Origin of the sequence: Photorhabdus akhurstii, from assembly GCF_019090985.1 — a bacterium.
Lineage (GTDB): Bacteria > Pseudomonadota > Gammaproteobacteria > Enterobacterales > Enterobacteriaceae > Photorhabdus > Photorhabdus akhurstii.
In genome coordinates, this window is record NZ_CP020335.1 from 4453865 (window position 1) to 4479720 (window position 25856).

Genomic DNA, 25856 nt, shown 5'->3' on the forward strand with positions numbered 1-25856 from the left:
AGGTTTTTATATGCGTTTACCCCATCAGGGATATGCCATGATCAAAAGGCAGTGCTATTATTGACGCAATTTATGCTATTGATAAGTATGACTGGATATCCTTATCACCGATGAGAAAATTAACATGTTGAAAAGAATCTTATTCCCACTCATTGCGCTTTTTCTTCTTGCTGGTTGTGCTGCTCCCAGCAATACCTTGACCATTGAACCTAAAATTACATTGCCAACAGCAGATCCAACAATGGGCGCGATTACCATCAGTATCAGCGGTGCCGACAATCGTCAGTCTCAGACACTTGCTCAAGTTAACCGCAATGCAAAGCTGGAAATACTGAAACCCTCCCGTGATCTGCGCTTTCTACTCCAGGAAATCCTGGAAAAACAGATGACCGCCCGTGGTTATATGATTGGCTCACCAGCCAATGCCAATCTGCAAATTATTATGAACAATCTATATGCAGACGTTAAAGAAGGTAGCCTGCGCCATAATATTTCAACAAAAGCTGATATTTCCATCATTAGTACAGCGCAAAATGGCAGTAAACAAGTTAAAAATTACCGCACCAGTTACAATGTACAAGGCCCTTTAGGCGCAACTAATGAGAAAATTGCTGATGCGGTCAATACTGTCTTATCAGAAGTCATAGCAGATATGGCGCAAGATCTTTCCGTCAGTAATTTCATCAAACAAAATGCTCGCTAATTAAAAGACTAATTGTTTATTAAAGGACTAATTATTTACTCTGCCCGCCAAGGGCAGGGTTTTGGGAGGCACATGTCTTATCGTTATCTCACCGTTTTTACCCAACATAACTCACGAATCCTGCTTTTACTCGGCTTTGTTTCTGGTTTACCGCTCGCATTGACTGCCAGCACCCTGCAAGCATGGATGACTGTTGAAGACATTGATCTTAAAACAATTGGCTTCTTTTCTCTTGTCGGCCAAGCATATGTTTTCAAATTTCTTTGGTCCCCTTTTATGGACCGATTTACCCTCCCTTTTCTTGGACGGCGCCGTGGTTGGCTACTTGTTACACAGTTATTACTCATAGCCAGTATCGCTGCAATGGGTTTTCTCCAACCATCTCAACATTTATGGTGGCTGGCCATACTAGCGGTAACTGTTACTTTCTGCTCCGCATCACAGGATATCGTCTTTGATGCTTATAAAGCCGATTTATTGAGTAGCGAAGAGCGGGGTGTAGGCGCTGCCGTTTCAGTACTTGGTTATCGGTTAGCCATGTTGGTTTCAGGCGGGTTAGCGCTATGGATCGCAGACCGCTATATTGGCTGGCAACACACCTACTGGTTGATGGCTGGATTGATGTTAATTGGCATCTATACGACGTTAAAAGCTAAAGAACCTGACATTGACGCTCCGCCACCAAAAACACTCCAGCAAGCCGCAATAGAACCATTAGCCGATTTTTTTAATCGCAATAATGCATGGCTGATACTACTGTTAATTGTCATGTATAAAATGGGAGATGCCTTTGCCGCCAGCCTAAGTACCCCATTTCTGATCCGTGGTATTGGCTTTGATGCTGGTGAAGTCGGAATGATCAACAAAACGCTAGGATTAATAGCAACTATCATTGGTGCATTATATGGTGGTTATTTAATGCAACGATGGAGTTTATTCCGCTCACTCATGATCTTTGGCATCCTTCAAGCGATTTCCAATATCGGATACTGGCTGTTATCTATTACTGACAAAAATATCTACACTATGGGTAGCGCCGTTTTTCTGGAAAATATCTGTGGCGGAATGGGGACCGCTGCATTTGTTGCCCTAATTATGGCGTTATGTCATAAATCATTCTCTGCAACACAATTTGCTTTATTATCTGCTTTATCTGCTGTTGGACGAGTCTATGTCGGCCCAATTGCGGGTTGGTTCGTTGAATTACATGGCTGGCCAAACTTCTATCTATTCTCTATAGCGGCCTCTGTTCCAGGCTTATTACTGTTATTTGTCTGCCGCCAGACTCTGGTTTATACCCAGCGAACTAATGATTTTATGCCACGTACTGAGTTCAAAAATTTCTATCGTCTAGCGCTTGGCTTACTATCATTAGCAAGCATCTTGCTCACATTTTGGTTACTTATCATCATCACCAATGCTCTTAACTGGACTCATATACCTGATCTGGCCGAAACATTACTATCATGGGGAGTACAAATTGGTATCACAAGCATCATTCTCGGTAGCTTTCTAGATTATCTTGCATTAAGTAAGGTGCAAATTGATTTAAAAAGGTAAAAATATTAAGTTAATTTATCAAAGGTTGATCACTGTCAGCCTTTGATATTCATGCCCTCTTTCTTAAATATTTAAGTGATAGCGATCACACTTCAAATAGTCATTTGCCAAAAGTGCTATTTTCGAGTGATTATTTGATTGTTCAATATTTATATCTGCGTAGAATCAGACTACCATTTTAAGGGTTATTTAATATAGCTTTAAAACCCAAAACCTCTTTTCATGGATGCGTTAGAGAAATTTATGAGAACAACCATTCTGGCTACTGCTTTACTCACCACCGTCTCAGTTCCCGCTTATGCTGAATATCAAGGGGGCTTTGCTAATATCAGCATGAACTACCTCGACTGGACTAGCCATACCACACACAAGTCAGGGCAAACCTCTCATAAAGACGACTTTGCCTATTTGGAACTGGAAGGCGGAGCCGGCTTTGACTGGGGTGAATTATACGGGTTCTTTGATCTGGAAAATGCTTTCAACAGTCAGCATGCTGAACCAGGGGATAACCAAAGATACACTTTTAAAACAACCGGTCGCTTTTATCTGGCTGATACTGGTTTCAATCTCTATGGTCATGTTTACGGTACTTACTCTCTCCCAGGTACAGCGCACGGCGGGAACTTTCATGAGGTAAATACCCTTTATGGTATTGGCTACAACACTGATTTCGCCGGTGTCTGGTTCAAACCGTTTGTTGCGCTGCACTATGTTGACCAAACTTTCTACTCCGGTAATAACGGCTATGTTGTTGGCTGGGTTGCGGGTTACGATTTTCAGCTCTGGGAAGAAAAATTCAGCATAACTAACTGGAATGAAATAGAACTTAACCGGAATGAACGCTACGGCAACGGTGGTCGGAACGGTACCAATGGCGCAATCGCGTTATGGTGGACACCTCACCAATCCTTCACAACCGGCATTCAATATCGATATGCCGATCATAAATTAGGTGAAGACTTCTGGCAGGATGCGATTGTCTACTCCATTAAATATAATTTCTAATTATTGATTTTAATTGTGAGCTGCCAAAAGTGGCTCACAATTAATTTAATTCCTAAATAAAATGACTACGGTGGAAATTTTTAAAGCAAATTTTTTTATTTTTTTCCTTTCACCTAAAAAATATAAAATGATTCAGTACAAATTCATATTTCCGCACTATTTCGTTACAATTAAATAACCTTTTCAAGCTAACTTCTGATTAATCTTACAGTTGCATGTGATCCCAGTAACATAAAGGGTTAACAACCCCTCAACTAACTATTACAAATGTTTACACTCCAGTAGCCTTACCGTAGAATGCCCGCACTGATGAAACGACAATAGAGCTTTTGTTATTTGGGGTCGTTAGATGAGACTTATGAAATACAATAAAAGTATTGGGATATTGTCAATACTAGCGGCTACTCTTATGCTGAGTGGCTGCGATATGGTATTGATGAATCCTAAAGGCGCTATCGGCGCTGAACAAAAAACGCTGATACTTACGGCTATTGGCCTGATGCTAATCATCGTTATTCCGGTGATCATCATGGCATTCACTTTTGCCCTGCGTTACCGCGAAGCCAACAAAAGTGCTACCTATCACCCTAACTGGGCACACTCAAATAAAATTGAGCTGGTAGTATGGACCGTTCCTATCATTATCATTATTATTTTAGCAACCATTACCTGGAAAACAACCCACGAGCTTGACCCATATAAACCACTGGTCAGTGATGAAAAACCAGTGACTATTGAAGTTATCTCCCTTGATTGGAAGTGGCTATTCGTTTACCCGGAGCAAGGTATCGCTACAGTTAACGAAATTGCTTTCCCTACTGGAGTTCCTATTAACTTCAAAATCACCTCTGATTCTGTGATGAACTCATTCTTCATCCCACAGTTAGGTGGTCAAATCTATGCAATGGCTGGCATGCAGACTAAACTTCACTTAATTGCCGATGAACCTGGCACTTATAAAGGTTTGTCCAGTAGCTACAGTGGCCACGGCTTCTCCGGCATGAAATTTACTGCTACCGCTACCGCAGATCGTGAAGGTTTTGAACAATGGGTTCAAAAAGTGAAAGCCTCTCCCAAAACCTTGGATACCATGCAGGCATTTAACGAGTTAGCTAAACAGAGCCAGAACCATCCGGTTGAATACTTCTCAAGCGTTAAGCCTAACCTGTATCAAGACATTATTGCCAAATTTATGGGCAACATGAATATGCATGGCGGCCACGGTGCAACGACAGGTCATAACATGAATATGAGCGAGACCGCTCATGCCGGAGTTGAGGAATAAAGTAATGTTGGGAAAATTAACACTTGATGCAATCCCATTGCATGAGCCCATTGTCATGGTCACTCTTGCTGGGATTCTCTTCGCAGGGCTCGCGATTGTCGGAGCCCTGACCTATTTCCGTAAATGGAAATGGCTGTGGAGCGAGTGGTTAACCAGCGTTGACCACAAGAAAATCGGTATTATGTACATTATCGTGGCGCTGGTCATGATGCTCCGTGGCTTCGCCGATGCCATCATGATGCGTGGTCAGCAGGCTGTCGCCTCTGCGGGTGCAGAAGGTTTCCTGCCGCCGCACCACTATGACCAGATCTTTACCGCCCACGGCGTCATCATGATTTTCTTCATGGCGACACCTTTTGTTGTCGGCCTGATGAACATCGTGGTTCCACTACAGATCGGCGCTCGTGACGTAGCATTCCCATTCCTGAACTCACTGAGTTTCTGGTTCTTCGTCGTTGGCGTTGCGCTGATTAACATCTCTCTGGGTGTGGGTGAATTCGCTCAGACCGGCTGGTTAGCTTATCCTCCGCTCTCAGGTATAGAATATAGTCCGGGCGTTGGGGTCGATTATTGGATATGGAGTCTTCAAATATCCGGTATCGGTACCTTGCTGACCGGCGTTAACTTCTTTGCGACGATCCTGCGTATGCGTGCCCCTGGCATGTCCATGATGAAAATGCCTGTATTCTCTTGGGCAGCACTCTGTACTAACGTACTTATCATCGCCGCATTCCCGATTCTGACCGTTACCATTGCCCTGCTAACTTTTGACCGTTACATGGGTACCCATTTCTTCACCAATGATATGGGCGGTAACATGATGATGTATATCAACCTGATATGGGCTTGGGGTCACCCTGAAGTTTATATTCTGGTGCTGCCGGTCTTTGGTGTTTTCTCTGAAGTGACTGCGACGTTCTCGAAAAAACGACTGTTCGGCTACACTTCTCTGGTGTGGGCGACCATTGCCATCACCGTATTGTCGTTTATCGTATGGCTGCACCACTTCTTTACGATGGGTTCTGGCGCGAACGTTAACGCCTTCTTCGGCATAGCCACCATGATTATCTCGATTCCGACAGGCGTTAAGATTTTCAACTGGCTGTTCACGATGTATCGAGGCCGTATTGAGTATAAAACACCGATGTTGTGGACCGTTGGCTTCATCGTCACCTTCTCTATCGGTGGTATGACCGGCGTTCTGCTAGCAGTTCCAGGCGCAAACTTCGTTCTGCATAACAGCTTGTTCCTGATTGCACACTTCCATAACGTGATCATCGGTGGTGTTGTCTTCGGTTGTTTCGCCGGTACTGCTTACTGGTTCCCGAAAGCTTTTGGTTTCACACTGAATGAAAAATGGGGTGTCCGCGCATTCTGGTTCTGGATCATCGGCTTCTTTATCGCCTTTATGCCAGTTTACGCGCTCGGCTTTATGGGAATGACCCGTCGTATTAGCCAAGATATCAACCCTGAATTCCATACTCTGCTGGTCGTCTCCGCGATTGGTGTCGCACTGATTGCCGTTGGTATCCTGTGTCAGGTCATTCAATTCTACGTGAGTATCCGTGACCGTGACCAAAACCGTGACCTGACCGGTGACCCTTGGGGCGGACGTACTTTGGAGTGGGCAACATCTTCTCCACCACCGTTCTACAACTTTGCTGACGTTCCACATGTGCAAACCCGTGACGCATGGTGGGATATGAAAGAAAAAGGCACTGCTTATAAGCGTCCTGCTCAGTATGAAGAAATTCATATGCCTAAAAATGCCGGGGCAGGTGTAATCATTGCTGGCTTTAGCTTGCTGTTTGGTTTCGCCATGATTTGGCATATCTGGTGGCTGGTTATCGCAAGCTTTGCAGGCATGATTATCACTTGGATTGCAAAAAGCTTTGATGAAGATGTTGATTACTACGTACCCGTTGCTGAAGTTGAGCAAATTGAGAATCAACACCATGAACAAATTAGCAAGGCAGGTCTGAACCATGTCAACTGAAACTATGACTAACCACAATCATGCCCACGAGCATCATGGGCACCACGATGCGGGAGCCACTAAAGTATTCGGTTTCTGGGTCTACTTGATGAGTGACTGTATTCTGTTCGCATGTCTGTTTGCGACTTATGCAGTACTCGTTAACGGAACCGCGGACGGTCCATCTGGCAAAGAGATTTTCGGCCTCTCTTTTGTATTGGTTGAAACTTTCCTACTGCTATTCAGTAGTATCACTTATGGCTTTGCCATGCTGGGAATGAACAAAGGAAAAATCGGCCAGGTTAACGCCTGGCTCGGCATGACTTTCCTGTTCGGCCTTGGCTTCGTGGCGATGGAATTGTACGAATTCCATCACCTGATTGTTGAAGGCTACGGTCCTGACCGCAGTGCATTCTTGTCCGGATTCTTCGCACTAGTTGCTACTCACGGTATCCACGTTACCTGTGGTCTGGTCTGGATTATCATCATGATAATCCAAGTCACCCGCCGCGGTTTAACTGATGTCAATAAAACCCGTCTGAACTGCCTGAGCTTGTTCTGGCACTTCCTGGATGTGGTCTGGATCTGTGTATTTACCGTTGTTTATCTGTTAGGAGCTATGTAATGAGTCATTCTAATACTGCTCATACTGGAGCTAGCCACGGTAGCCTGAAATCTTATCTGATCGGCTTTGTTCTTTCAGTCATCCTGACTGTGATTCCGTTCTGGATGGTAATGGATGGTTCTGCCTCCCATACGACTATCCTGACAACGGTAGTCGCTCTGGCTGTGGTGCAGATTATTGTTCATTTTATCTACTTCCTGCACATGAACACTTCGTCAGAAGAACGCTGGAACTTAGTAGCATTGCTGTTCACCATTTTAATTATCGGTATTGTTGTTGTTGGCTCACTATGGATTATGTACAACCTCAACATTAATATGATGGTTGATTAAAGAGCTGCATATATGATTAAGCAATACCTGCAAGTAACTAAACCAGGAATTATTTTCGGCAATTTAATTTCTGTGATCGGTGGTTTTCTACTCGCCTCGAAAGGGGTGATCGATTACCCTTTGTTCATTTCGACTCTGCTCGGCGTTTCATTAGTCGTGGCTTCTGGTTGTGTATTTAACAACTACATTGACCGAGACATCGATCGGATCATGGAAAGAACAAAAAACCGCGTCCTTGTAAAAGGACTTATTGATCCGAAAATCAGCCTGATTTATGCATCAATACTGGGTATTGCTGGCATAGTGCTGCTCTATGCAGCAGCCAATGCTTTAGCAATGCAATTAGCGATTATCGGTTTTGTCGTCTATGTAGGGGTTTATAGCCTCTATATGAAAAGGAAATCTGTTTATGGCACATTGATCGGCAGTTTGTCCGGTGCGGCACCTCCGGTTATCGGTTATTGTGCAGTAACTGGTCAGTTTGATACGGGCGCGTTGATCCTGTTACTGATTTTCAGCCTGTGGCAAATGCCGCACTCCTATGCCATTGCTATTTTTCGTTTCAAAGATTACCAGGCAGCCAATATTCCTGTACTGCCCGTGATCAAAGGCATATCCGTGGCGAAAAACCACATTATCCTTTATATCCTGGCATTTATGATTGCAACCCTTATGTTAGCCATCAGCGGTTACGCTGGTTACAAATATTTGGTTGTTGCAGCAGCAGTGAGCGTCTGGTGGCTAGGAATGGCGTTATCCGGTTACAAAACTGATAATGACCGCATTTGGGCTCGTAAATTATTTATATTTTCCATTGTGGCAATCACTTCCCTGAGTGTCATGATGTCTATTGACCCACATGTACCCTCAGAAGCCTTCCTAACTTACGTCCGGTAATTTTCCCTGATGGCAGTGGTCCCCCCTGCCATCAGTTTCCTTCCAGCCTGTTATTCCCTCTCCTTAATACTTCAATATTATTAATTCAATTAACTATTTACCCCTTATTGAAAACCTATCTACAATGACACATCAAAATATTTCGAGGTAATCATGAACGATAATAAAATGACGCCACTTGAGCTTCGGGCGACATGGGGCCTAGGTTCAGTTTTTTCTCTGCGAATGCTAGGCTTGTTCATGGTGATTCCTGTATTAACAACCTATGGCCTGCATCTAGAAGATGCCACTAAAACACTTATTGGCATCGCCATTGGCATTTATGGTTTAACCCAAGCAATTTTACAGATCCCTGTTGGACTGCTTTCTGACAAAATTGGCGCTAAGCCCTTAATTGTTGGTGGGTTACTACTATTCGTCTTAGGCAGTATCATTGCTGCTCTCAGTGATTCTATCTGGGGCATAATAATTGGACGAGCGCTACAAGGTGCTGGAGCCATATCTGCTGCAATTATGGCGCTACTTTCTGATTTAACCCGTGAACAAAATCGAACTAAAGCGATGGCTTTTATTGGCATTAGCTTCGGAATAACTTTCGCCACAGCCATTGTACTTGGCCCAATCCTGGCTCATGCCATTGGATTAAACGGTCTATTTTGGGTAATTACCATTCTAGCCGGTTGTGGCATTCTGATAACGCTATTTGCTGTTCCTTCCACAGATAAACACATCCTTAACCGTGAATCAGGCATTGTTCGTCACAGTTTCAGTAAAGTTCTGACTGATAGCCAATTGCTGAAACTCAACTTTGGCATACTCAGTTTGCACACTTTGCTAATGGCAAGTTTTGTCGCCTTTCCTTTAGTGATGCAACAAGCAGGATTCCCTAACCAACAACATTGGAAGGTTTACCTGATCACCATGCTGGTTTCATTTGTATCTGTTTTACCTTTCATTATTTACGCAGAAAAAAAGCGCCGCATGAAACAAGTGTTTTCACTGTGTATCACAATGCTACTGATTGCTGAAATTGTATTGTGGGCAGCGGGACATCACTTATGGGTAATTTTCATCGGCATACAAATTTTCTTTATTGCTTTCAATGTAATGGAAGCTATCCTGCCATCACTTATCAGTAAAGAAGCACCGGCAGGTTATAAAGGTACAGCAATGGGCGTCTACTCCACTAGCCAATTTTTAGGTGTTGCTTTAGGGGGGAGCCTTGGTGGTTGGTTATCTGAATTAAAAGGAGCACCGCTGGTATTTATGGCAGGTATCGTTCTGACAATCATTTGGTTGATTATCAGCACAACAATGAAACACCCCCCCTATGTCAGCAGCATCAGAATTTCTCTGCCAGAAAATATAGTCAATAAAGCATTGCTGGAACAAAAAATTCTTGTTCAGCCAGGCGTTTGCGACGTCGTTATTGTGCCGGAGGAGCATAGTGCTTACATAAAAGTAGACACTAAACTGACAAGCAGGGCACAACTTGAACAATTGATAGCTAACAATAATGACACTATAGATTAAGTATCAAACCAGATAACTCCACTCACTCCGATTTGATATTAAGGGAAACTGGGAGTGGGGTATTCTGGTCAGGAATACCCCACTCCATATTAGGCTAGATATCTCAATCCACTAGGCAGAAAATCAATCCCGGAAATTAGTAAACTGGAATGGCTGTCCCAGCTCTGCGCCACGAACTAATGCCATAACACTTTGCAAATCATCACGAGCTTTACCTGTCACTCGCACCTGCTCACCCTGAATCTGTGCTTGCACTTTCAGTTTACTGTCCTTAATCAGCTTCACGATCTTTTTCGCCGTAGGGGTATCAATCCCCTGCTTCAAAGTCGCTTCAACGCTGTAAGTCTTACCACTGTGCAACATATCATCAGGGATATTCAATGCAGCGCCATCGATACCACGTTTAGCCAACTTTTCACGCATGATATCAACCAACTGATTTACCTGAAAATCTGACTCACTAGCAATCTTGATAGATTCGCTTTTTTCATTTAACTCGAAACTGGCGCTGACATTACGGAAATCCCAACGGCTAGCAAGCTCGCGCTGCGCATTTTCTACCGCGTTGCGAACTTCATGCATATCAATTTCTGAAACAATATCGAAAGATGGCATTATCCATGACCTCCTGATAATCAATAAGTTGGCATGATAACCGCTTTCCACTGTCAGCAAAAGCGCTATACTTGGATTAGCGGGATCTTATTATTTCCATCCAATATTATGGCAGCGTCTTTCAAAAGGTGTATATGAAGATAACCGTTCTTGGCTGTGGCGCTATAGGAAAACTGTGGCTAGCTGCATTATCACAACAAAAACATCAAGTACAGGGCTGGTTAAAAACCCCACAATCTCATTTATCTGTTCATATTGACGAAATGAATGGGCAAGTATTCAACCAACCAATCCCAACTAATAACAGTAACCATCTTGCTAACAGCGAATTACTGATTGTCTGCCTGAAAGCATGGCAAGTCGCTGATGCAGTGAATAATTTACTCCCCAAGCTTTCACCTAATTGCCCAATTTTATTACTACACAACGGCATGGGTACCCAAGAAGAACTATTATCAGCGCCTAATCCCATACTGCTTGGCGTCACAACACATGGCGCATATCAGGATGATCAACAGGTTTATCATACTGCGTCCGGGCTAACCCATATTGGCTCGGCAACGTCAAATGCAACTGGGCTTAACTCTCTGGCTAATGTATTACACCAATCTTTGCCAGACGTTGCATGGCATAATGAAATCCTCTCTATTAGTTGGCTAAAACTTGCCGCTAACTGTGTCGTAAACCCGCTGACTGCACTTTATGAATGCCAAAATGGAGATTTGCTTCGCTACCCGGAACAACTAAATACTTTGTGCGAAGAAATTATTCAGGTTATGCAGAGAGAGAATATACATACCACTATCGACAACCTGATTGCCTATGTCTACGATGTGATAAAACTTACAGCAAAAAACTACTCTTCCATGTTGCAGGATGTCCGCGCAAAACGTCGCACTGAAATTGACTATATCACCGGTTATTTATTACGCCGGGCCGGCGTGCATGGTCTGGCAGCCCCTGAAAATACCCGTATCTATAACCTAGTTAAACATAAGGAAAGATGATTATGACCCCTTCAGCACTCATCTGCCTGACTCACGGTAGTGAAGAAACAGAAGCCGTTACAACTATTGATTTACTGGTACGCGCTGGTATCAGTGTCACGATCGCCAGCACCGCCAACGATGGAGAACTGATTTTAACTTGCTCCAGAGGTGTGAAACTGGTTGCTGATGTCCCTCTGGAAAAAGTTATTGATGAATCTTTCGATGCCATCATCTTACCCGGCGGTATGCAAGGTGCCGAATGTTTCCGTGATAATCCACTCGTTATCGAAAAAATCCGCCAGGCACATTATCAAGGGAAAATTATCGCGGCAATTTGTGCCGTGCCCGCTATCGTACTTGAACACCACAATTTATTCCCTACTGGCAAAATGACCGGTTATCCCGGTTTGCAAGACAAAATTTCGTCCGATAAATGGATTGATTGCCGAGTCTGTTTTGATGATCGAGTCAATCTATTGACCAGCCAAGGGCCAGCGACAGCTTTCGATTTTGCATTAAAACTCATTGAATTATTAAAAGGACGAGAAACAGCAGCAGAAGTGGCGACTCAACTCATATTGCCACTAGGTGTATATTCTTATCAAGATTGAAAAAATAGACAAAAGCATCTTACTTTATACGATTCGGGGTTCACGTAATAAGAACCCCGAAATGTATAACTAAAACAATTAAGGCCGATAAACTTTCACGTTATCAAAACCCTGTTCAGATAAATAGAGTGCCTGCAAACGACTCATAACTCCACGTTCACAATAGAGTAGATAGGTCTTATCCTTTGGCAAATCACCAAATTGGCTGCTCAACTTATAGAATGGCAATGATTTGATTTCCACACCATTTAACTGCAATGGCCGATCATCTTGTTCATCAGGCGAACGAATATCCAATAACACATCCGTTGGAACGAACGCTGTCACCGTTTCAATTTCAACCACTTGCTCATTGCTTTGTTCTGCGATCTGGCGAATATCAATATTCTGAGCCTCACTGATCACTTTTTCCAGAATATTAAAATCGAAATTTGCCTCTTCTGCTTCAATTTTAGCTTTAACAGCTTTTACTGTTGGGCTTTTTGAAATAACACCACAGAATTCAGGCATCGTACGGGCAAAATCCTCAGTGCCAATCTCACGCGCTAACCTGATAATGTGCTCCTTATCATGAGAAATCAGCGGCCGCAGAATCAATGTATCCGACGCATTATCAATCAAACGCAAATTAGTGAGTGTCTGGCTGGAAACTTGTCCCAAAGCTTCACCGGTAACAATCGCTTGCACGCCATAACGCTCTGCAACTTTAGATGCCGCTCTTACCATCATCCGTTTAAGCACCACCCCCATTTGGCCATCATCAATTTTTTCCAAAATTTCAGCGACAACAGGTTCAAAATCCACAGCAACGAAACGGACTTTATGGGAACTACCAAAACGATTCCAAAGATAATGAGCAACCTGCTTCACGCCAATTTCATGAGCGGAGCCGCCAAGATTGAAGAAGCAATAGTGAACACGGCAGCCACGGCGCATTAGCATATAGCTGGAAACACCAGAATCAAAACCCCCAGAAATCAGAGACAATACATCTTCCTGCGTTCCGATAGGAAAACCACCAATCCCTTCATAACGGGCTTTTACCAAAATCAGCACATCCTGATCAATTTCCAAATTGACGGTAACATCAGGATGATTGAGTTTTACTTTCGCAGATTCAATATGCTGGTTTAAACCACCACCGACATAACGTTCTACTTCATTAGACGTAAATTGATGTTTACCACGACGTTTTACCCGAACACAAAATGTCTTATTGTGGAGCGATTCGCCATAAGCCTCATAAGCTTGTTCAAAGATATGATGCATGTCACGAAACTCACGCTCCTCTACTTGCAGAATATGGTGAATACCGGGGATACGTGTCAACACATCACAAATTTGAGCGCCAAGGTTTTCATCTTTAGTACGAACTTCGATATTATCCCAATGGCGAACCACTGCAATATTATCTCCTAACGTTTTCAGCACATTGCGAATATTACTAGCGAGAATTTTAATAAAGCGCAAACGAACAGTTTGGCTCTTGATCGTGATTTCCGGGAATAATTTAATAATAAACTTCATAGTGAGTTATAGTAGTAGTTAGGCATTTTGATAAAAAAACTGATGGTATGTCTTGGTTGTCAAATCAGGCCGCGGAGTATAACACTATCTCGTGGTATAGCGCGGAAAAAACACAAAATCAGTTAAGGATTTGTTTGCACCAGCATAATAAGATAGTCTGCAACCCTCAGGCGAACTCTGTAAATAGTAAAAAATTATGCCAAAGAAAAACGCAATATCAGAAAGTACAAACAGTACGCCAGAACCTGCCCCGGCAATGACATTTGAAAGCTCATTAAAAGAGCTGGAACAGATCGTCGCCCGGCTGGAATCAGGTGAACTGGCACTGGAAGAAGCCCTAAGCGAGTTTGAGCGTGGTATTCAATTAGCCCGTCAAGGGCAACAGACTTTGCAACAAGCAGAACAGCGAGTTCAGATTCTGCTTAACGACGACACCCAATCTCCACTGAGTCATTTCTCCCCGGATACTGAATAAGCCTATGTCTGAACAAAATTCAACCCAATTTAAAGAACAGCTTAAAATCTGTCAACAACGAGTCAATAACGTTCTGATAAGCACACTATCTTCACTGGCATTTGCAGACAACCCGCTCGTTCACGCAATGCAACATGGTACTTTGCTCGGTGGTAAACGCCTGCGCCCATTTTTAGTTTATGCCGTTGGTGAAATGTTTGGGTTATCCGCAAATAATCTGGATGCTCCAGCAGCAGCCGTTGAATGTATCCACGCCTTTTCATTAATCCATGACGACTTACCGGCGATGGATAACGATGATTTACGCCGTGGACAACCGACCTGCCACATAAAATTTGGCGAAGCTCACGCAATTCTGGCGGGAGATGCATTACAAGCGCTGGCATTTGAAATCCTATCTAAAAGAGAAATGCCGGATGTTACAACAGCAGATCGCCTCGAAATGCTTGCTGAATTGGCAACCGCCAGTGGCGTAGCCGGTATGTGTGGCGGCCAAGCCCTGGATCTGGCAGCAGAAGGCAAACACATCGATCTCCATATGCTAGAAAAAATTCATCGCCACAAAACGGGCGCACTTATCCGTTCCGCAGTCAGAATGGGCGCATATGGCGCAGGTCAACGTGGGCATGACGTCTTGCCTGAATTGGATCAATATGCCCAAGCCATCGGGCTCGCATTCCAAGTTCAGGACGACATTCTTGATGTCATTGGCGATACCGAAATGATAGGAAAACGCCAAGGCAGTGACCAACAGCTAGGAAAAAGCACTTACCCCGCATTACTAGGGTTAGAACAAGCACAGAAAAAAGCATACGAACTGTATCAAGAAGCATTACAAGCTTTGAATAAACTGGAAGATAAATCTTATAACACAACCATGCTGCGCGCACTTGCCAGCTTTATCATTGAACGTAACAACTAAGGTCTGCCGGTAAATTTACCCACTGGCAGCGCTATTAATAAACACTTCTTAACGAGTATCAAATGAGCATTGATATAGCCAAATACCCAACATTGGCATTAGCGGAAAATCCTGAAGAACTTCGTATGTTACCAAAAGAGAGCCTGCCGAAGTTATGTGATGAACTTCGGCAATTCCTGCTAAACAGTGTCAGTCGCTCTAGTGGTCACTTTGCCTCCGGTCTTGGCACCATTGAGCTGACTGTAGCGTTACATTATGTCTATAAAACGCCTTTCGACAAATTGGTATGGGACGTCGGCCATCAGGCTTATCCTCACAAAATCTTGACAGGACGCCGAGATCGTATTGATACGATTCGTCAAAAGAATGGGCTTCACCCTTTCCCGTGGCGGGATGAAAGTGAATACGACACCTTATGTGTCGGCCACTCATCGACCTCTATCAGTGCTGGATTAGGTATGGCAATTGCCGCTCAACGCGAAAGCAAAGGTCGCCGTACAGTTTGTGTTATCGGTGATGGCGCGATAACAGCAGGCATGGCTTTCGAAGCGATGAACCATGCCGGGGATATCGACCCGGATATGTTAGTTATTCTTAATGACAACGAAATGTCTATCTCAGAGAACGTTGGTGCGTTAAATAACCATCTAGCTCAACTTCTATCCGGTAAACTCTACACCACATTGCGGGAAGGTGGGAAAAAAGTCTTTTCCAATCTACCTCCGATTAAAGAACTACTGAAAAAAACCGAAGAACATATCAAAGGCATGGTTGTTCCTGGCACTCTGTTTGAAGAATTGGGTTTTAATTACATTGGCCCCATCGACGGACATGATGTACTGACATTGACCCAAACGCTGAAAAATATGCGTGAGTTGAAAGGGCCACAGCTACTGCACATCATGACTAAAAAGGGTCGAGGCTATGCACCCGCCGAAAAAGATCCTATCAGTTGGCATGCGGTACCTAAATTTGATCCGACTACTGGCGCATTACCTAAAAGCTCAGACAACCGCCCTACTTTCTCCAAAATCTTTGGAGACTGGTTATGCGAAGAAGCCGCCAATGACAAAAAACTGATGGCAATCACACCAGCCATGCGCGAAGGCTCTGGTATGGTGCGTTTCTCCCGTGAATATCCTGATCAATACTTCGATGTCGCCATTGCAGAACAACATGCCGTGACTTTTGCCGCTGGTTTGGCAATTGGTGGTTACAAGCCGATTGTTGCTATCTATTCAACATTTCTCCAACGTGCTTATGACCAAGTTATCCATGATATCGCCATTCAGAATCTACCTGTTCTATTTGCAATAGATCGCGGAGGTATCGTAGGTGCTGATGGTCAGACACATCAAGGCGCCTTTGATCTTTCATTCCTTCGTTGCATCCCCAACATGGTCATTATGGCGCCCAGTGACGAGAACGAATGCCGACAGATGCTGCATACCGGCTATCATTATCAGCAAGGTCCAGTAGCCGTGCGCTATCCACGAGGAACCGGGACGGGGGCAGAACGCCAACCATTCGAACAATTACCAATTGGTAAAGGTGTTATTCGTCGTCAAGGTAAGAAGGTGGCGATCCTGAACTTTGGTACTCTGCTACCCGATGCAATAACAGCAGCAGAGTCACTGGATGCGACTGTTGTTGATATGCGTTTTGTCAAACCACTGGATAAAGAATTGATATTAGAAATGGCTGATAACCATGATTTATTGGTCACGCTGGAAGAAAATGCCATTATGGGCGGCGCCGGAAGTGGCGTTAATGAACTGCTAATGCAGGAAGGTCGTCTGGTGCAAATTCTGAATATTGGCTTGCCTGACCAATTTGTTCCACAAGGTAGTCAGGAAGAAATCAGAGCGGATTTAGGGCTTGATGCCGTAGGTATTCAAAATAGTATCAATAAAAGGCTATTTTCCTGAGTGTATAGGGATAATAGGATATTTATTCTATTATCCTCAGTTTAGGATTATAGTAGGAAGTGCCTCAAGTTAGATGATATGTATTTTCCGCATTCTTCTCTATAAAAAGGCACTATTTTCAGAATCAAGTAACAATACCTACCAAAGGCTCTACACAAACCCAGTAATCCAGTGCAGTCGTCTTCTGAAAATAACAAAATCGATAGAGGTCACTGCCGTGCCAAAAACGTTCGTATTTGATACGGTACGCGTACGCTTTCATTGTGTACATTTTGCTAATAGGCACACCTTAGTGTACAATTTCAATGCGTATAAATAGGAGGACATAACAATGCCTCAGATCCCAGTAGAAACTAATGACCGAATGTCGCTACGTATTGCCTCAGAAGAAAAGTCGCTGTTGATGCGTGCAGCCGCTTTACAACATACCAACTTGACTGAGTTCGTGCTCCGCAATGTGATGTCAGCAGCACGGAAGATTATCGACGAGAACGAACGACTGGAGCTGACCGAAAGAGATAGTTTGCATGTTCTGGATCTTTTGGATAACCCACCGGCACCGAATGATAAATTGTTGGCCGCAGCATTTGCCTTGCCGAAACAATCATGATGCTACCAATCTGGCACGAAGAGCCTATAGGCAAACATCATTATCGCGGTGCTTTTGACTGTGGTGATGAGGCGTTGAATCAGTTTTTACATCGCCATGCAAGGCAGAGCCATGAGAAAGGTGGGGCAAAAACCTACCTTGCGGTTAGCGAGAGCAATCGGACGGTATTGGGTTACTACAGTCTAAGCCCCGCTTCTATTGCTTATGAACGTGCACCGGAAGTGATTAAACGTGGTCTGGCTCGACATGAAGTGCCAGTATTTCGGCTTGGCCGTCTGGCTGTAGATCTTTCAGTACAGAGTCAAGGACTCGGTGGCCAGTTGTTGCTAGCTGCTGGTCGGCGCTGTTTATTGGTGGCCACGCAGGCTGGCGGGGTTGCATTGCTAATTGATGCCAAGAATGAGCGTGTTGCCGAGTGGTACACCAGCTATGGTGCTATTCCGCTATTAGATGCCCATCTATCTTTGCTGTTACCATTAAAAACAATACATGCGGCACTAGTCACTGCGGGAAAGCTTTAAATGAACGAAGCCAACCAATCACAATAAATTACAACTACTACCAGATATCTCTGCTAAACGACAGGGAAACGCCTACGTCATATTTAAAAATGGGCATTAAGAAATCGGCGGAGTAGTTGTTCACGGTACTCGGTTGGGTGATACCCAACTTCAACCTAAGATATTTCCTTGTACCAAGTGCAACCAGATCATTGCCAGACTGGTGTTCTCTTGGGATTCTGCATCCGTTGAAGAAATGGAAACTGTCGGCAAAAAACTTGAGCTGGAAGCCTTCGTTTCTGACTATCCGGTATGGGTACTTGGCGCACCTGACTGCGACGATGATAACATCGCGAAGCATTTACATGCCCAAGGAAAGGGGAGGTGTATTGGGAGCATCCAGATAACATGAACAAGCGGTTGATTGAACTCAACGAGAATCTCTGTTGGGGCACTTTTACGCAGAAACTTACGGTTTTGTCCTCACACAACTATCCCAAACCGGAATTTTCTGTAGAAAAATCACCTACCACAGAAGTTAGCGGTTATCGCAGCTACCCGATCACTACTCCAAGTATGAAGCAAAAAATGAGTCCCCCTTTCAGAGGTAGCCAATACACCACACCTCAAAAAGTCAAAATCTGATAAAACGCCAGTAACCAAACAATCACGAAAGAAAATGCACCGGCGATAATATCATCCAACATGATGCCTAATCCTCCATGAACATAGCGATCAAACCAGCGAATTGGCCACGGTTTCCACATATCGAGAATACGGAACACCATAAAACCGGTCAAAACCCACTGCCAGTTAATCACAGGGATTGCCATCAATGTGATCCACATACCGATAAATTCATCCCAGACAATACTGCCGTGGTCATGAACCTTCATATCATCAGAAGTACGCTGACAAATCATTATGCCGAAAAACATCCCGACAATAATCACCAACCAGCAAATCCATTCCGGGAACTGAACCAGTAATAACCAGAACGGAATAGCCGCTGCCGATCCCATTGTCCCCGGCACGACCGGCGACAGCCCACTACCAAAACCTGTCGCTAATAGATGCCAGGGATTGCTCATCCGTAAGCGACGCTTTGCCTTATCCATGTGCTTCCTCGGTAATAAAATGATCGAACCCTTTTAGATCTAATTTAATCTCTTTATTATTGCTGTAGTAACGAATACCTTCCGATTCCGCCATGATCTGTCCAACACAGCTAAAACCAGCACCGGTATGCGCTAACGCAATTTCCAACGCACCACGATTCCGCTCCGGGACGGTAAAACATAATTCATAGTCCTCACCACCACTCAAAGCCCACATCAAAGCTTGCTGCGGTTCAACATATTGTTTCATCGCATCAGAGTAAGGAATCGCATCCAGGTTTATTCTGGCTCCACATCGGCTGGCTTTCAGGATGTGACCCAAATCAGAAATCAAACCATCAGACAAATCAATAGCTGATGTTGCCAGGCCACGTAGCGCTTGCCCTTGTAAAATACGAGGCTGCGGCCTGAGATGACGCTGAACTAACCAGTTGTGGGATATCGGATCAGAAATTTGTAGACGGTTTTGCAACAGGGCTAAACCCGCCGCACTATCACCCAACGATCCACTCACATAAATCCAATCGCCATTTTTTGCGCCAGCACGCCGTAACGCTCTGCTTGCGGGAACTAAGCCATGAATCGTCAACGTCAGACTCATTGGGCCGCGGGTAGTGTCGCCGCCAATAAGCTGCATACCGTAATAACGCAATTGTTCAAACAAACTGTCACTGAAACTACTCAGCCAGCATTCATCCACTTCTGGTAATGTTAAAGCCAATGAAAGCCAAGCAGGATCAGCGCCGACTGCGGCCAGATCACTAAGATTCACAGCGAGAGATTTGTAAGCTAAATCTTCAGGGGAGATATCAGGTAAAAAATGAACGCCTGAAACTAAGGTATCCGTACTAACCGCCAATTGTTGTTTATCGGCCAGTGTCATCAGTGCGCAGTCATCACCGATACCTAAATTTACATCACGCCGGTTAGTCTCCTGGCGATCAAAATAACGTGCAATGAGGTCAAATTCGCCACATGCCATAATAAAATCCCAAAAAATTACTGATGATCATGAACATAAGGCCGGTATCCCGGCCTTACAAATCATCGTCTACGGTGGGAAAAACCCGACAAGCAGTAGCTTATCTTTTTCTGCGTACTGCTGGACCAGATTTATCCAGTACTCCGTTCACGAATTTGTGACTATCTTCAGCACCGAAGACTTTTGCCAATTCGATAGCTTCGTTAATAGCCACTTTATAAGGGACATCATCACGATAACTTAGTTCAAACATAGCAACACGCAAAATGGCTTTTTCTACCTGACCTAACTCTTCGAGCTGACGGGAAAGATAAGGAGCCATCAAAGCATCCAGCTTAACTGCATTCACAGCTACTCCTGACAGCAATTCACGAAAATAGGTTACGTCAACACCAGTGACGTCCTGCTCCGACAGAAACTGTAATTCAACATCAGCAACGCTATTGCCAGATAATTGCCATGAATATATAGCCTGAACAGCGCACTCACGAGCACGACGACGAGCAGCAGGTTTCACAAGATTCCCCTTAATTAAAACTAAAATCAGCCTTTAATGGCATTAATTACATTGACCATTTCCAGCGCGGTTAATGCAGCTTCTGCGCCTTTATTACCCGCTTTGGTTCCAGCGCGCTCAATCGCCTGTTCAATGCTTTCTGTAGTCAGAACACCAAATGCCACTGGGATTTCACTGGACATCGCCACATTAGACAAACCAGAACTGCATTCACCAGCAACGTATTCAAAATGAGCGGTACCACCACGGATAACTGTACCTAGCGCGACAACGGCGTCATATTTTCGGGTTTCAACCAATGTCTTAACTGCTAATGGTAACTCGTAAGCGCCAGGAACCCAGACAACAGTGATATTCTCTGAGGCAACCTGACCGATACGCTCAAGCGCATCTATCGCGCCTCCTAACAGACTGTCATTAATGAAGTTGTTGAAACGTGCAATGGCAATCGCCACACGAGCTTGTGGAGCTGCAACAACACCTTTGATTACGTTCATAGCCTTCCTTCTATCTGTTCATATCCGCAGGGGGGCGGATTCTATCATATTCTTTCGTTAGCCGCGCCTGCCGATTTAGCAACGGAGCATAAAAACAGGCAAATTAATCCACACTCATATATTCAGTCAGTATACCGGCCGCAAACGCAAACGAAGATCAGGGCCAACTTGCTGTATATCAAAAATGTCAAATTCTGGCGCCGCTGCCAGATTTTTGAGTTCAGGAATAGCAAACAAACCACAAGCCGTATCACCTAGCACTTTTGGCGCAACATAAAGAACCAGTTCATCCACCAATCCTAAAGTTAGCAACGCCCCCGCCAACAACGCCCCGCACTCAGTCCAGACCGTATTGATCTGGCGCCTCCCCAACTGCATCATCAATGACACTAAATCTACCCCAACACCATGAGCAGGCAACAGTATCTGTTCTACATTTTCAGATAAGTCATGTTCATCTGCTTTAGTGCGAGCCAGCCAACAATAACCGGGCTGTTGTATCACCTGATGCTGAGGACCAACACGATTCTGACTGTCAACAATAACACGTACCGGTTGACAAAGATTTTCCTCGGGATAAGCCGCCTGAGTTTCCGCATCCAATTCACTCCAACGAACCGTCAAGTGAGGATCATCAGCCAGAACTGTACTACTGGAACTCAGAATCGCGCTACATTGAGCACGGAATTTTTGTACATCATCGCGAGCTTGAGATGATGTAATCCATTTACTTTCACCAGAAGCTAATGCAGTTCGCCCGTCAAGAGAAGAAGCCATCTTCAACTGAACATACGGGAATCCGGTACGCATCCGTTTCAAAAATCCCCGGTTGAGAGATTCAGCTTCTTCCATCATCAGACCATGCTCTACTGCAATACCAGCCTGTTGCAGCTTATAAAGTCCCCTTCCTGCTACCTGTGGATTAGGGTCCTGCATCGCCGCGACCACACGGCTAACGCCAGCCGCAATCAACGCATCAGCACAAGGCGGTGTTTTACCGTGATGACTGCACGGCTCAAGCGTGACATAAACAGTTGCGCCCTTAGCTTTATCTCCGGCCATCCGTAAAGCGTGAACCTCAGCATGTGGCTCGCCAGAACGTAAATGAAAACCTTCCCCAATAATCTGCCCATCACGCACAATCACACAACCTACATTGGGATTAGGTGACGTGGTAAAGCGCCCTTGACGCGCTAATTCCAAAGCACGCGCCATATATTTTTTATCGTTATTCACTGGCTCAACCTTGTAATTTAGCAATCTCTTCGCCAAATTCACGAATATCTTCAAAGCTGCGATAAACAGAAGCAAAACGGATATAAGCAACTTTATCCAATTTCTTCAATTCATCCATGACCAGATTACCAATCATTTTGGATGGAACTTCCCGTTCACCGGTAGCACGTAACTGAGATTTAATATAGCTAATCGCCATCTCTACATCATCAGAACTAACCGGGCGCTTCTCCAGTGCTTTTTGCATACCGCGGCGCAATTTTTCTTCATCGAACGGCTCTCGGATATCGTCACTTTTTATTACTCTAGGCATAACCAACTCAGCCATTTCAAAAGTGGTGAATCGCTCATGACACTCAAGACACTGGCGCCGTCGGCGCACCTGCGAGCCATCCCCAACTAAACGAGAGTCAATCACTTTGGTATCAACAGCAGCACAAAATGGGCAATGCATATCGTTTCCTGATGGTTAATCCAAACTAAATTTACAGTTTATCCTTAATCTGAATAAAAAACACCCTGTCAGCCGGATACTCACAGGGTGTTTGAACAGCATCAAGGCAGAATAATTAAGGTAACAAAGATGGCTGATCAGCCCCTTCTTTTTCAACTTTTTGCTGGATCATGTGTTCACGCTTCATACCCAGTTTCAACGCTAAAGCGGAAGCAACATAGATAGAAGATACCGTACCGATAGAAACACCGATTAACATCGCTAGTGAGAAACCCTTCAACATCGCGCCACCGAAAATATACAACATCAGCACCACCAGTAAGGTAGTCGCGGACGTCATGATTGTACGGCTCAATGTTTGCGTCAGAGAGACGTTCATAATTTCATACGACGTACCACGACGGATCTTACGGAAATTCTCACGGATACGATCAGAAACCACGATACTGTCATTCAATGAGTAACCGATAACCGACATCAGCGATGCCACAATGGTCAGGTCAATCTCGATATGAAACAGTGATAGAACCCCTAATGTGATGATGACGTCATGGGCAAGGGCAAGAACCGCACCCAATGCTAAACGCCATTCAAAACGGAACCCAACATAAATCAAGATACAGACAAGCGCCGCCAGTAACGCCATTGCACCATCTTGGGCGAGCTCAGCACCGACACTCGGACCAACAATTTCAATACGATTGACACTCGCATCTTTATCAATGGTGTCATTAACGACCTTAATAACCTTTTTACCCAGTTCCTCATTAGCCGCTCCCGTAACCGGTGGCATACGCACCATGACATCACGGCTACTACCGAAATTTTGCAACAGCGGATCTTCAAAACCCGCTTTTGCCAGGCTATCACGCATCTTATCCAGATCAGCAGATTGACTGAGTTTGATTTCGATTACCGTACCACCGGTAAAATCGAGTCCCCAGTTAAATCCGCGGGTTGCCATCACAAAAACAGAAGCTACCAACAGCAGCAACGAAATTCCGAAAGCAACGTTGTCCCAGCGCATAAAGTCATAGACTCTGCGACCATAGTTCAATTGTTCAACAGTATAATCCTGTGCCACAACGTGCTCCTTAAATTGACAGCTTCTTAATACGCTTACCGCCGTATAGCAGGTTGACGATCCCTCGAGTACCTACAATAGCGGTGAACATAGAAGTCGCGACACCAATTGACGTTGTTATCGCAAAGCCTTTAATTGACCCGGTACCAACAGCATAAAGAATGACCGCAGTAATCAACGTAGTCAGGTTAGCGTCAATAATACTGGAGAAAGCCCCTTTATAACCTTCATGTATCGCTTGTTGCACTGTCCGGCCATTACGCAATTCTTCTTTGATACGTTCGTTAATCAGCACGTTAGCATCAACCGCCACCGCCAGCGTTAGCACAATACCCGCGATCCCCGGCATGGTTAACGTCGCCCCTGGCAGCAGAGACATGATACCGACAATCAACACCAAGTTAGCCAACAACGCACTGCTCGCAATCACGCCAAATTTACGATAGTAAATCACCATAAACAGAATTGATGCAATTAAGCCCCACAGACAAGCTTCTAAACCTTGTTCAATATTTTGCAGACCAAGGGTTGGTCCAATGGTACGCTCTTCCACAATCTGAATCGGCGCAATCAAAGCTCCCGCACGCAACAATAAGGATAACTGACGCGCTTCGGTTGCATTGGAAAGGCCCGTGATACGGAAATTGTTCCCCAGACGAGTCTGAATATTAGCAATGTTAATCACTTCTTCATGTTTAACTAACACCGCCCGACCGTTAGCATCTTTCTTACCGCTGTCTTTATATTCCACAAACAGTGTTGCCATTGGCTTACCAACATTGTCTTTGGTGAAATTAGACATCGCTGTGCCACCGGCACTGTCCAGTGAAATACTCACCTGTGGATTACCATATTCATCGGCATCCGAGATTGAATCTGTAATGTGATCACCGGTCAGAATAACACGCTTATATAGCACAACCGGATTACCGTCACGGGTGTTTTTCACCTCAGAATCACCAGGCACACGACCTGATGCAGCCGCGGTAGAATCAATACCGGTATTAACCAGACGGAATTCCAACGTTGCTGTCGCGCCAAGAATCTCTTTTGCACGAGCGGTATCCTGAATACCCGGTAATTCAACCACAATACGGTCAGCGCCCTGACGCTGAACCAATGGTTCAGCCACCCCCAGTTGATTAACACGGTTACGTAGAATAGTAATGTTCTGTTGTACCGCATAAGAACGGGCTTCGCGCTGACGTTCATCACTCATCACCGCTTTCAGAGTATTATTAGTTCCGATACTGAAAACTAAATCACGGTGACGACCTGTCAGATAGTTTTCCGCCTCAGCACGCGCTTTTTCATCACGGAAGCGGATTTCTACGCCGTAATTATCAATTTTACGAACAGTGGAATAAGGAATACCCTTTTCACGCAAATCAGTGCGCAGACCATCAATATTCTGCTCTTGCAGTTTGCCTAACGCGGTTTCCATATCCACTTCCATCAGGAAGTGCACCCCACCTCGCAGATCAAGGCCCAACTTCATTGGTTCGGCACCAACCTTACTTAACCAGGTTGGTGTTGCTGGCGCCAGGTTCAATGCCACCACGTATTGATCGCCTAATGTGGACATCAATACTTCACGGGCACGAAGCTGAATATCGGAATTATTGAAACGAGCAAGAATCGCGCCATTTTCCAGCGTAATAGATTTACTCGCGATTTGATTCTTTTCTAAAACATTATGGACTTGGACCAGCGTTTGCTCACTGGCGGCGACACCTCGCACGCCAGTGATTTGTACAGCCGGATCCTCACCATAAAGGTTGGGAAGTGCATAAAGCAAACCGATGAGGATCGCAGCGATCAGCATCAGATACTTCCACAAAGGATAACGGTTTAGCACGGCAGTTCCCTTCGGGAA

Annotated in this window: 28 protein-coding genes; 17 read left to right on the forward strand and 11 right to left on the reverse strand. The window is 44.6% G+C overall.

Annotated elements, in window-relative coordinates; genetic code table 11:
* The first annotated feature begins 124 nt into the window (after positions 1–124).
* The 9 genes from B0X70_RS19085 to B0X70_RS19125 all read left to right on the forward strand — a co-directional run bounded on the left by B0X70_RS19085 (position 125) and on the right by B0X70_RS19125 (position 9915).
* On the forward strand, positions 125–703 hold the full coding sequence (locus B0X70_RS19085) for a lipoprotein (RefSeq protein ID WP_046394478.1): 579 nt from the start codon (positions 125–127) through the stop codon (positions 701–703).
* A 72-nt stretch (positions 704–775) separates the two neighbouring features.
* Positions 776–2263 (forward strand): muropeptide MFS transporter AmpG, encoded by a 1488-nt coding sequence (gene ampG, locus B0X70_RS19090; protein ID WP_046394477.1) that lies wholly within the window; start codon positions 776–778, stop codon positions 2261–2263.
* Between the two features lie 243 nt (positions 2264–2506).
* Complete coding sequence (locus B0X70_RS19095) at positions 2507–3268, forward strand: nucleoside-specific channel-forming Tsx family protein (RefSeq protein WP_036775106.1); 762 nt, start codon at positions 2507–2509, stop codon at positions 3266–3268.
* 349 nt (positions 3269–3617) lie between these two features.
* Positions 3618–4553, forward strand: a complete 936-nt coding sequence (gene cyoA, locus B0X70_RS19100) for a cytochrome o ubiquinol oxidase subunit II (RefSeq protein WP_036775103.1) — start codon at positions 3618–3620, stop codon at positions 4551–4553.
* A gap of 4 nt (positions 4554–4557) precedes the next feature.
* The gene (gene cyoB / locus B0X70_RS19105; protein ID WP_036775101.1) at positions 4558–6549 is read left to right on the forward strand and encodes a cytochrome o ubiquinol oxidase subunit I; all 1992 of its coding nucleotides are present in this window, start codon (positions 4558–4560) and stop codon (positions 6547–6549) included.
* Complete coding sequence (locus tag B0X70_RS19110; protein WP_217470124.1) at positions 6539–7153, forward strand: cytochrome o ubiquinol oxidase subunit III; 615 nt, start codon at positions 6539–6541, stop codon at positions 7151–7153. Before cyoB ends, B0X70_RS19110 begins: the two co-directional genes overlap by 11 nt.
* Complete coding sequence (locus B0X70_RS19115; RefSeq protein WP_036775099.1) at positions 7153–7485, forward strand: cytochrome o ubiquinol oxidase subunit IV; 333 nt, start codon at positions 7153–7155, stop codon at positions 7483–7485. Before B0X70_RS19110 ends, B0X70_RS19115 begins: the two co-directional genes overlap by 1 nt.
* A gap of 12 nt (positions 7486–7497) precedes the next feature.
* Positions 7498–8382, forward strand: a complete 885-nt coding sequence (gene cyoE, locus B0X70_RS19120) for a heme o synthase (RefSeq protein WP_011148018.1) — start codon at positions 7498–7500, stop codon at positions 8380–8382.
* Positions 8383–8535: 153 nt separating this feature from the next.
* Positions 8536–9915 (forward strand): MFS transporter, encoded by a 1380-nt coding sequence (locus tag B0X70_RS19125; protein ID WP_217470126.1) that lies wholly within the window; start codon positions 8536–8538, stop codon positions 9913–9915.
* Between the two features lie 123 nt (positions 9916–10038).
* Here the strand turns inward: B0X70_RS19125 and B0X70_RS19130 are convergent, their stop codons facing one another.
* Positions 10039–10530 (reverse strand): YajQ family cyclic di-GMP-binding protein, encoded by a 492-nt coding sequence (locus B0X70_RS19130; protein WP_040150012.1) that lies wholly within the window; start codon positions 10528–10530, stop codon positions 10039–10041.
* A 134-nt stretch (positions 10531–10664) separates the two neighbouring features.
* Here B0X70_RS19130 and panE point away from each other — a divergent pair, with 134 nt between their 5' ends.
* On the forward strand, positions 10665–11537 hold the full coding sequence (gene panE, locus B0X70_RS19135; protein ID WP_217470127.1) for a 2-dehydropantoate 2-reductase: 873 nt from the start codon (positions 10665–10667) through the stop codon (positions 11535–11537).
* 2 nt (positions 11538–11539) lie between these two features.
* Positions 11540–12130, forward strand: a complete 591-nt coding sequence (yajL, locus tag B0X70_RS19140; RefSeq protein WP_217470128.1) for a protein deglycase YajL — start codon at positions 11540–11542, stop codon at positions 12128–12130.
* 78 nt (positions 12131–12208) lie between these two features.
* Here the strand turns inward: yajL and thiI are convergent, their stop codons facing one another.
* Positions 12209–13657, reverse strand: a complete 1449-nt coding sequence (gene thiI / locus B0X70_RS19145; RefSeq protein ID WP_217470129.1) for a tRNA uracil 4-sulfurtransferase ThiI — start codon at positions 13655–13657, stop codon at positions 12209–12211.
* 196 nt (positions 13658–13853) lie between these two features.
* Between thiI and xseB the strand changes: the two genes are divergently transcribed.
* The 3 genes from xseB to dxs all read left to right on the forward strand — a co-directional run bounded on the left by xseB (position 13854) and on the right by dxs (position 16982).
* Positions 13854–14132, forward strand: a complete 279-nt coding sequence (xseB, locus tag B0X70_RS19150) for an exodeoxyribonuclease VII small subunit (RefSeq protein WP_036775087.1) — start codon at positions 13854–13856, stop codon at positions 14130–14132.
* Between the two features lie 4 nt (positions 14133–14136).
* Entirely contained in the window at positions 14137–15054 is a 918-nt protein-coding gene (gene ispA / locus B0X70_RS19155; protein WP_217470130.1) for a (2E,6E)-farnesyl diphosphate synthase, read from the forward strand.
* Positions 15055–15116: 62 nt separating this feature from the next.
* Positions 15117–16982 (forward strand): 1-deoxy-D-xylulose-5-phosphate synthase, encoded by a 1866-nt coding sequence (dxs, locus tag B0X70_RS19160; RefSeq protein WP_217470131.1) that lies wholly within the window; start codon positions 15117–15119, stop codon positions 16980–16982.
* A 124-nt stretch (positions 16983–17106) separates the two neighbouring features.
* On the opposite strand, the gene B0X70_RS19165 is transcribed toward dxs, so the two are convergent.
* Positions 17107–17244 (reverse strand): hypothetical protein, encoded by a 138-nt coding sequence (locus tag B0X70_RS19165; protein WP_160169972.1) that lies wholly within the window; start codon positions 17242–17244, stop codon positions 17107–17109.
* A gap of 69 nt (positions 17245–17313) precedes the next feature.
* Here B0X70_RS19165 and B0X70_RS19170 point away from each other — a divergent pair, with 69 nt between their 5' ends.
* The 3 genes from B0X70_RS19170 to B0X70_RS19180 all read left to right on the forward strand — a co-directional run bounded on the left by B0X70_RS19170 (position 17314) and on the right by B0X70_RS19180 (position 18737).
* Entirely contained in the window at positions 17314–17592 is a 279-nt protein-coding gene (locus B0X70_RS19170; RefSeq protein ID WP_036775083.1) for a type II toxin-antitoxin system TacA family antitoxin, read from the forward strand.
* Positions 17589–18113 (forward strand): GNAT family N-acetyltransferase, encoded by a 525-nt coding sequence (locus tag B0X70_RS19175; protein WP_036775081.1) that lies wholly within the window; start codon positions 17589–17591, stop codon positions 18111–18113. The genes B0X70_RS19170 and B0X70_RS19175 overlap by 4 nt, the downstream gene beginning before the upstream one ends.
* 363 nt (positions 18114–18476) lie before the next feature.
* Positions 18477–18737, forward strand: coding sequence for a hypothetical protein (locus B0X70_RS19180; protein ID WP_217470132.1), 261 nt, complete (start codon positions 18477–18479; stop codon positions 18735–18737).
* On the opposite strand, the gene pgpA is transcribed toward B0X70_RS19180, so the two are convergent.
* From pgpA to secD, 8 genes are all read right to left on the reverse strand, one after another.
* Complete coding sequence (gene pgpA / locus B0X70_RS19185; RefSeq protein ID WP_040150005.1) at positions 18719–19210, reverse strand: phosphatidylglycerophosphatase A; 492 nt, start codon at positions 19208–19210, stop codon at positions 18719–18721. The genes B0X70_RS19180 and pgpA overlap by 19 nt on opposite strands.
* On the reverse strand, positions 19203–20192 hold the full coding sequence (thiL, locus tag B0X70_RS19190; RefSeq protein WP_036775077.1) for a thiamine-phosphate kinase: 990 nt from the start codon (positions 20190–20192) through the stop codon (positions 19203–19205). The genes pgpA and thiL overlap by 8 nt, the downstream gene beginning before the upstream one ends.
* Before the next feature lie 100 nt (positions 20193–20292).
* Complete coding sequence (gene nusB, locus B0X70_RS19195) at positions 20293–20709, reverse strand: transcription antitermination factor NusB (protein WP_036775075.1); 417 nt, start codon at positions 20707–20709, stop codon at positions 20293–20295.
* Positions 20710–20735: 26 nt separating this feature from the next.
* Positions 20736–21206, reverse strand: a complete 471-nt coding sequence (gene ribH / locus B0X70_RS19200) for a 6,7-dimethyl-8-ribityllumazine synthase (protein WP_105397750.1) — start codon at positions 21204–21206, stop codon at positions 20736–20738.
* Between the two features lie 126 nt (positions 21207–21332).
* Positions 21333–22442 carry a bifunctional diaminohydroxyphosphoribosylaminopyrimidine deaminase/5-amino-6-(5-phosphoribosylamino)uracil reductase RibD gene (ribD, locus tag B0X70_RS19205; RefSeq protein WP_181148284.1) on the reverse strand — a complete coding sequence of 370 codons (1110 nt, stop codon included), beginning with the start codon at positions 22440–22442 and terminating at the stop codon, positions 21333–21335.
* A gap of 4 nt (positions 22443–22446) precedes the next feature.
* Positions 22447–22896: a transcriptional regulator NrdR gene (gene nrdR, locus B0X70_RS19210; RefSeq protein WP_036775072.1), complete on the reverse strand. Its 450-nt coding sequence runs from the start codon at positions 22894–22896 to the stop codon at positions 22447–22449.
* Positions 22897–23011: 115 nt separating this feature from the next.
* Positions 23012–23980, reverse strand: a complete 969-nt coding sequence (gene secF / locus B0X70_RS19215) for a protein translocase subunit SecF (protein ID WP_036775069.1) — start codon at positions 23978–23980, stop codon at positions 23012–23014.
* 10 nt (positions 23981–23990) lie between these two features.
* On the reverse strand, positions 23991–25838 hold the full coding sequence (gene secD / locus B0X70_RS19220; RefSeq protein WP_072165566.1) for a protein translocase subunit SecD: 1848 nt from the start codon (positions 25836–25838) through the stop codon (positions 23991–23993).
* Positions 25839–25856 lie beyond the last annotated feature (18 nt).

What these genes read in the sequence shown, in the direction of transcription:
- B0X70_RS19085 (WP_046394478.1), top strand. Translation starts at nt 125, where the DNA reads ATGTTGAAAAGAATCTTATTCCCACTCATTGCGCTTTTTCTTCTTGCT.
- ampG (WP_046394477.1), top strand. Translation starts at nt 776, where the DNA reads ATGTCTTATCGTTATCTCACCGTTTTTACCCAACATAACTCACGAATC.
- B0X70_RS19095 (WP_036775106.1), top strand. Translation starts at nt 2,507, where the DNA reads ATGAGAACAACCATTCTGGCTACTGCTTTACTCACCACCGTCTCAGTT.
- cyoA (WP_036775103.1), top strand. Translation starts at nt 3,618, where the DNA reads ATGAGACTTATGAAATACAATAAAAGTATTGGGATATTGTCAATACTA.
- cyoB (WP_036775101.1), top strand. Translation starts at nt 4,558, where the DNA reads ATGTTGGGAAAATTAACACTTGATGCAATCCCATTGCATGAGCCCATT.
- B0X70_RS19110 (WP_217470124.1), top strand. Translation starts at nt 6,539, where the DNA reads ATGTCAACTGAAACTATGACTAACCACAATCATGCCCACGAGCATCAT.
- B0X70_RS19115 (WP_036775099.1), top strand. Translation starts at nt 7,153, where the DNA reads ATGAGTCATTCTAATACTGCTCATACTGGAGCTAGCCACGGTAGCCTG.
- cyoE (WP_011148018.1), top strand. Translation starts at nt 7,498, where the DNA reads ATGATTAAGCAATACCTGCAAGTAACTAAACCAGGAATTATTTTCGGC.
- B0X70_RS19125 (WP_217470126.1), top strand. Translation starts at nt 8,536, where the DNA reads ATGAACGATAATAAAATGACGCCACTTGAGCTTCGGGCGACATGGGGC.
- B0X70_RS19130 (WP_040150012.1), bottom strand. Translation starts at nt 10,530, where the DNA reads ATGCCATCTTTCGATATTGTTTCAGAAATTGATATGCATGAAGTTCGC.
- panE (WP_217470127.1), top strand. Translation starts at nt 10,665, where the DNA reads ATGAAGATAACCGTTCTTGGCTGTGGCGCTATAGGAAAACTGTGGCTA.
- yajL (WP_217470128.1), top strand. Translation starts at nt 11,540, where the DNA reads ATGACCCCTTCAGCACTCATCTGCCTGACTCACGGTAGTGAAGAAACA.
- thiI (WP_217470129.1), bottom strand. Translation starts at nt 13,657, where the DNA reads ATGAAGTTTATTATTAAATTATTCCCGGAAATCACGATCAAGAGCCAA.
- xseB (WP_036775087.1), top strand. Translation starts at nt 13,854, where the DNA reads ATGCCAAAGAAAAACGCAATATCAGAAAGTACAAACAGTACGCCAGAA.
- ispA (WP_217470130.1), top strand. Translation starts at nt 14,137, where the DNA reads ATGTCTGAACAAAATTCAACCCAATTTAAAGAACAGCTTAAAATCTGT.
- dxs (WP_217470131.1), top strand. Translation starts at nt 15,117, where the DNA reads ATGAGCATTGATATAGCCAAATACCCAACATTGGCATTAGCGGAAAAT.
- B0X70_RS19165 (WP_160169972.1), bottom strand. Translation starts at nt 17,244, where the DNA reads ATGAAAGCGTACGCGTACCGTATCAAATACGAACGTTTTTGGCACGGC.
- B0X70_RS19170 (WP_036775083.1), top strand. Translation starts at nt 17,314, where the DNA reads ATGCCTCAGATCCCAGTAGAAACTAATGACCGAATGTCGCTACGTATT.
- B0X70_RS19175 (WP_036775081.1), top strand. Translation starts at nt 17,589, where the DNA reads ATGATGCTACCAATCTGGCACGAAGAGCCTATAGGCAAACATCATTAT.
- pgpA (WP_040150005.1), bottom strand. Translation starts at nt 19,210, where the DNA reads ATGGATAAGGCAAAGCGTCGCTTACGGATGAGCAATCCCTGGCATCTA.
- thiL (WP_036775077.1), bottom strand. Translation starts at nt 20,192, where the DNA reads ATGGCATGTGGCGAATTTGACCTCATTGCACGTTATTTTGATCGCCAG.
- ribH (WP_105397750.1), bottom strand. Translation starts at nt 21,206, where the DNA reads ATGAACGTAATCAAAGGTGTTGTTGCAGCTCCACAAGCTCGTGTGGCG.
- nrdR (WP_036775072.1), bottom strand. Translation starts at nt 22,896, where the DNA reads ATGCATTGCCCATTTTGTGCTGCTGTTGATACCAAAGTGATTGACTCT.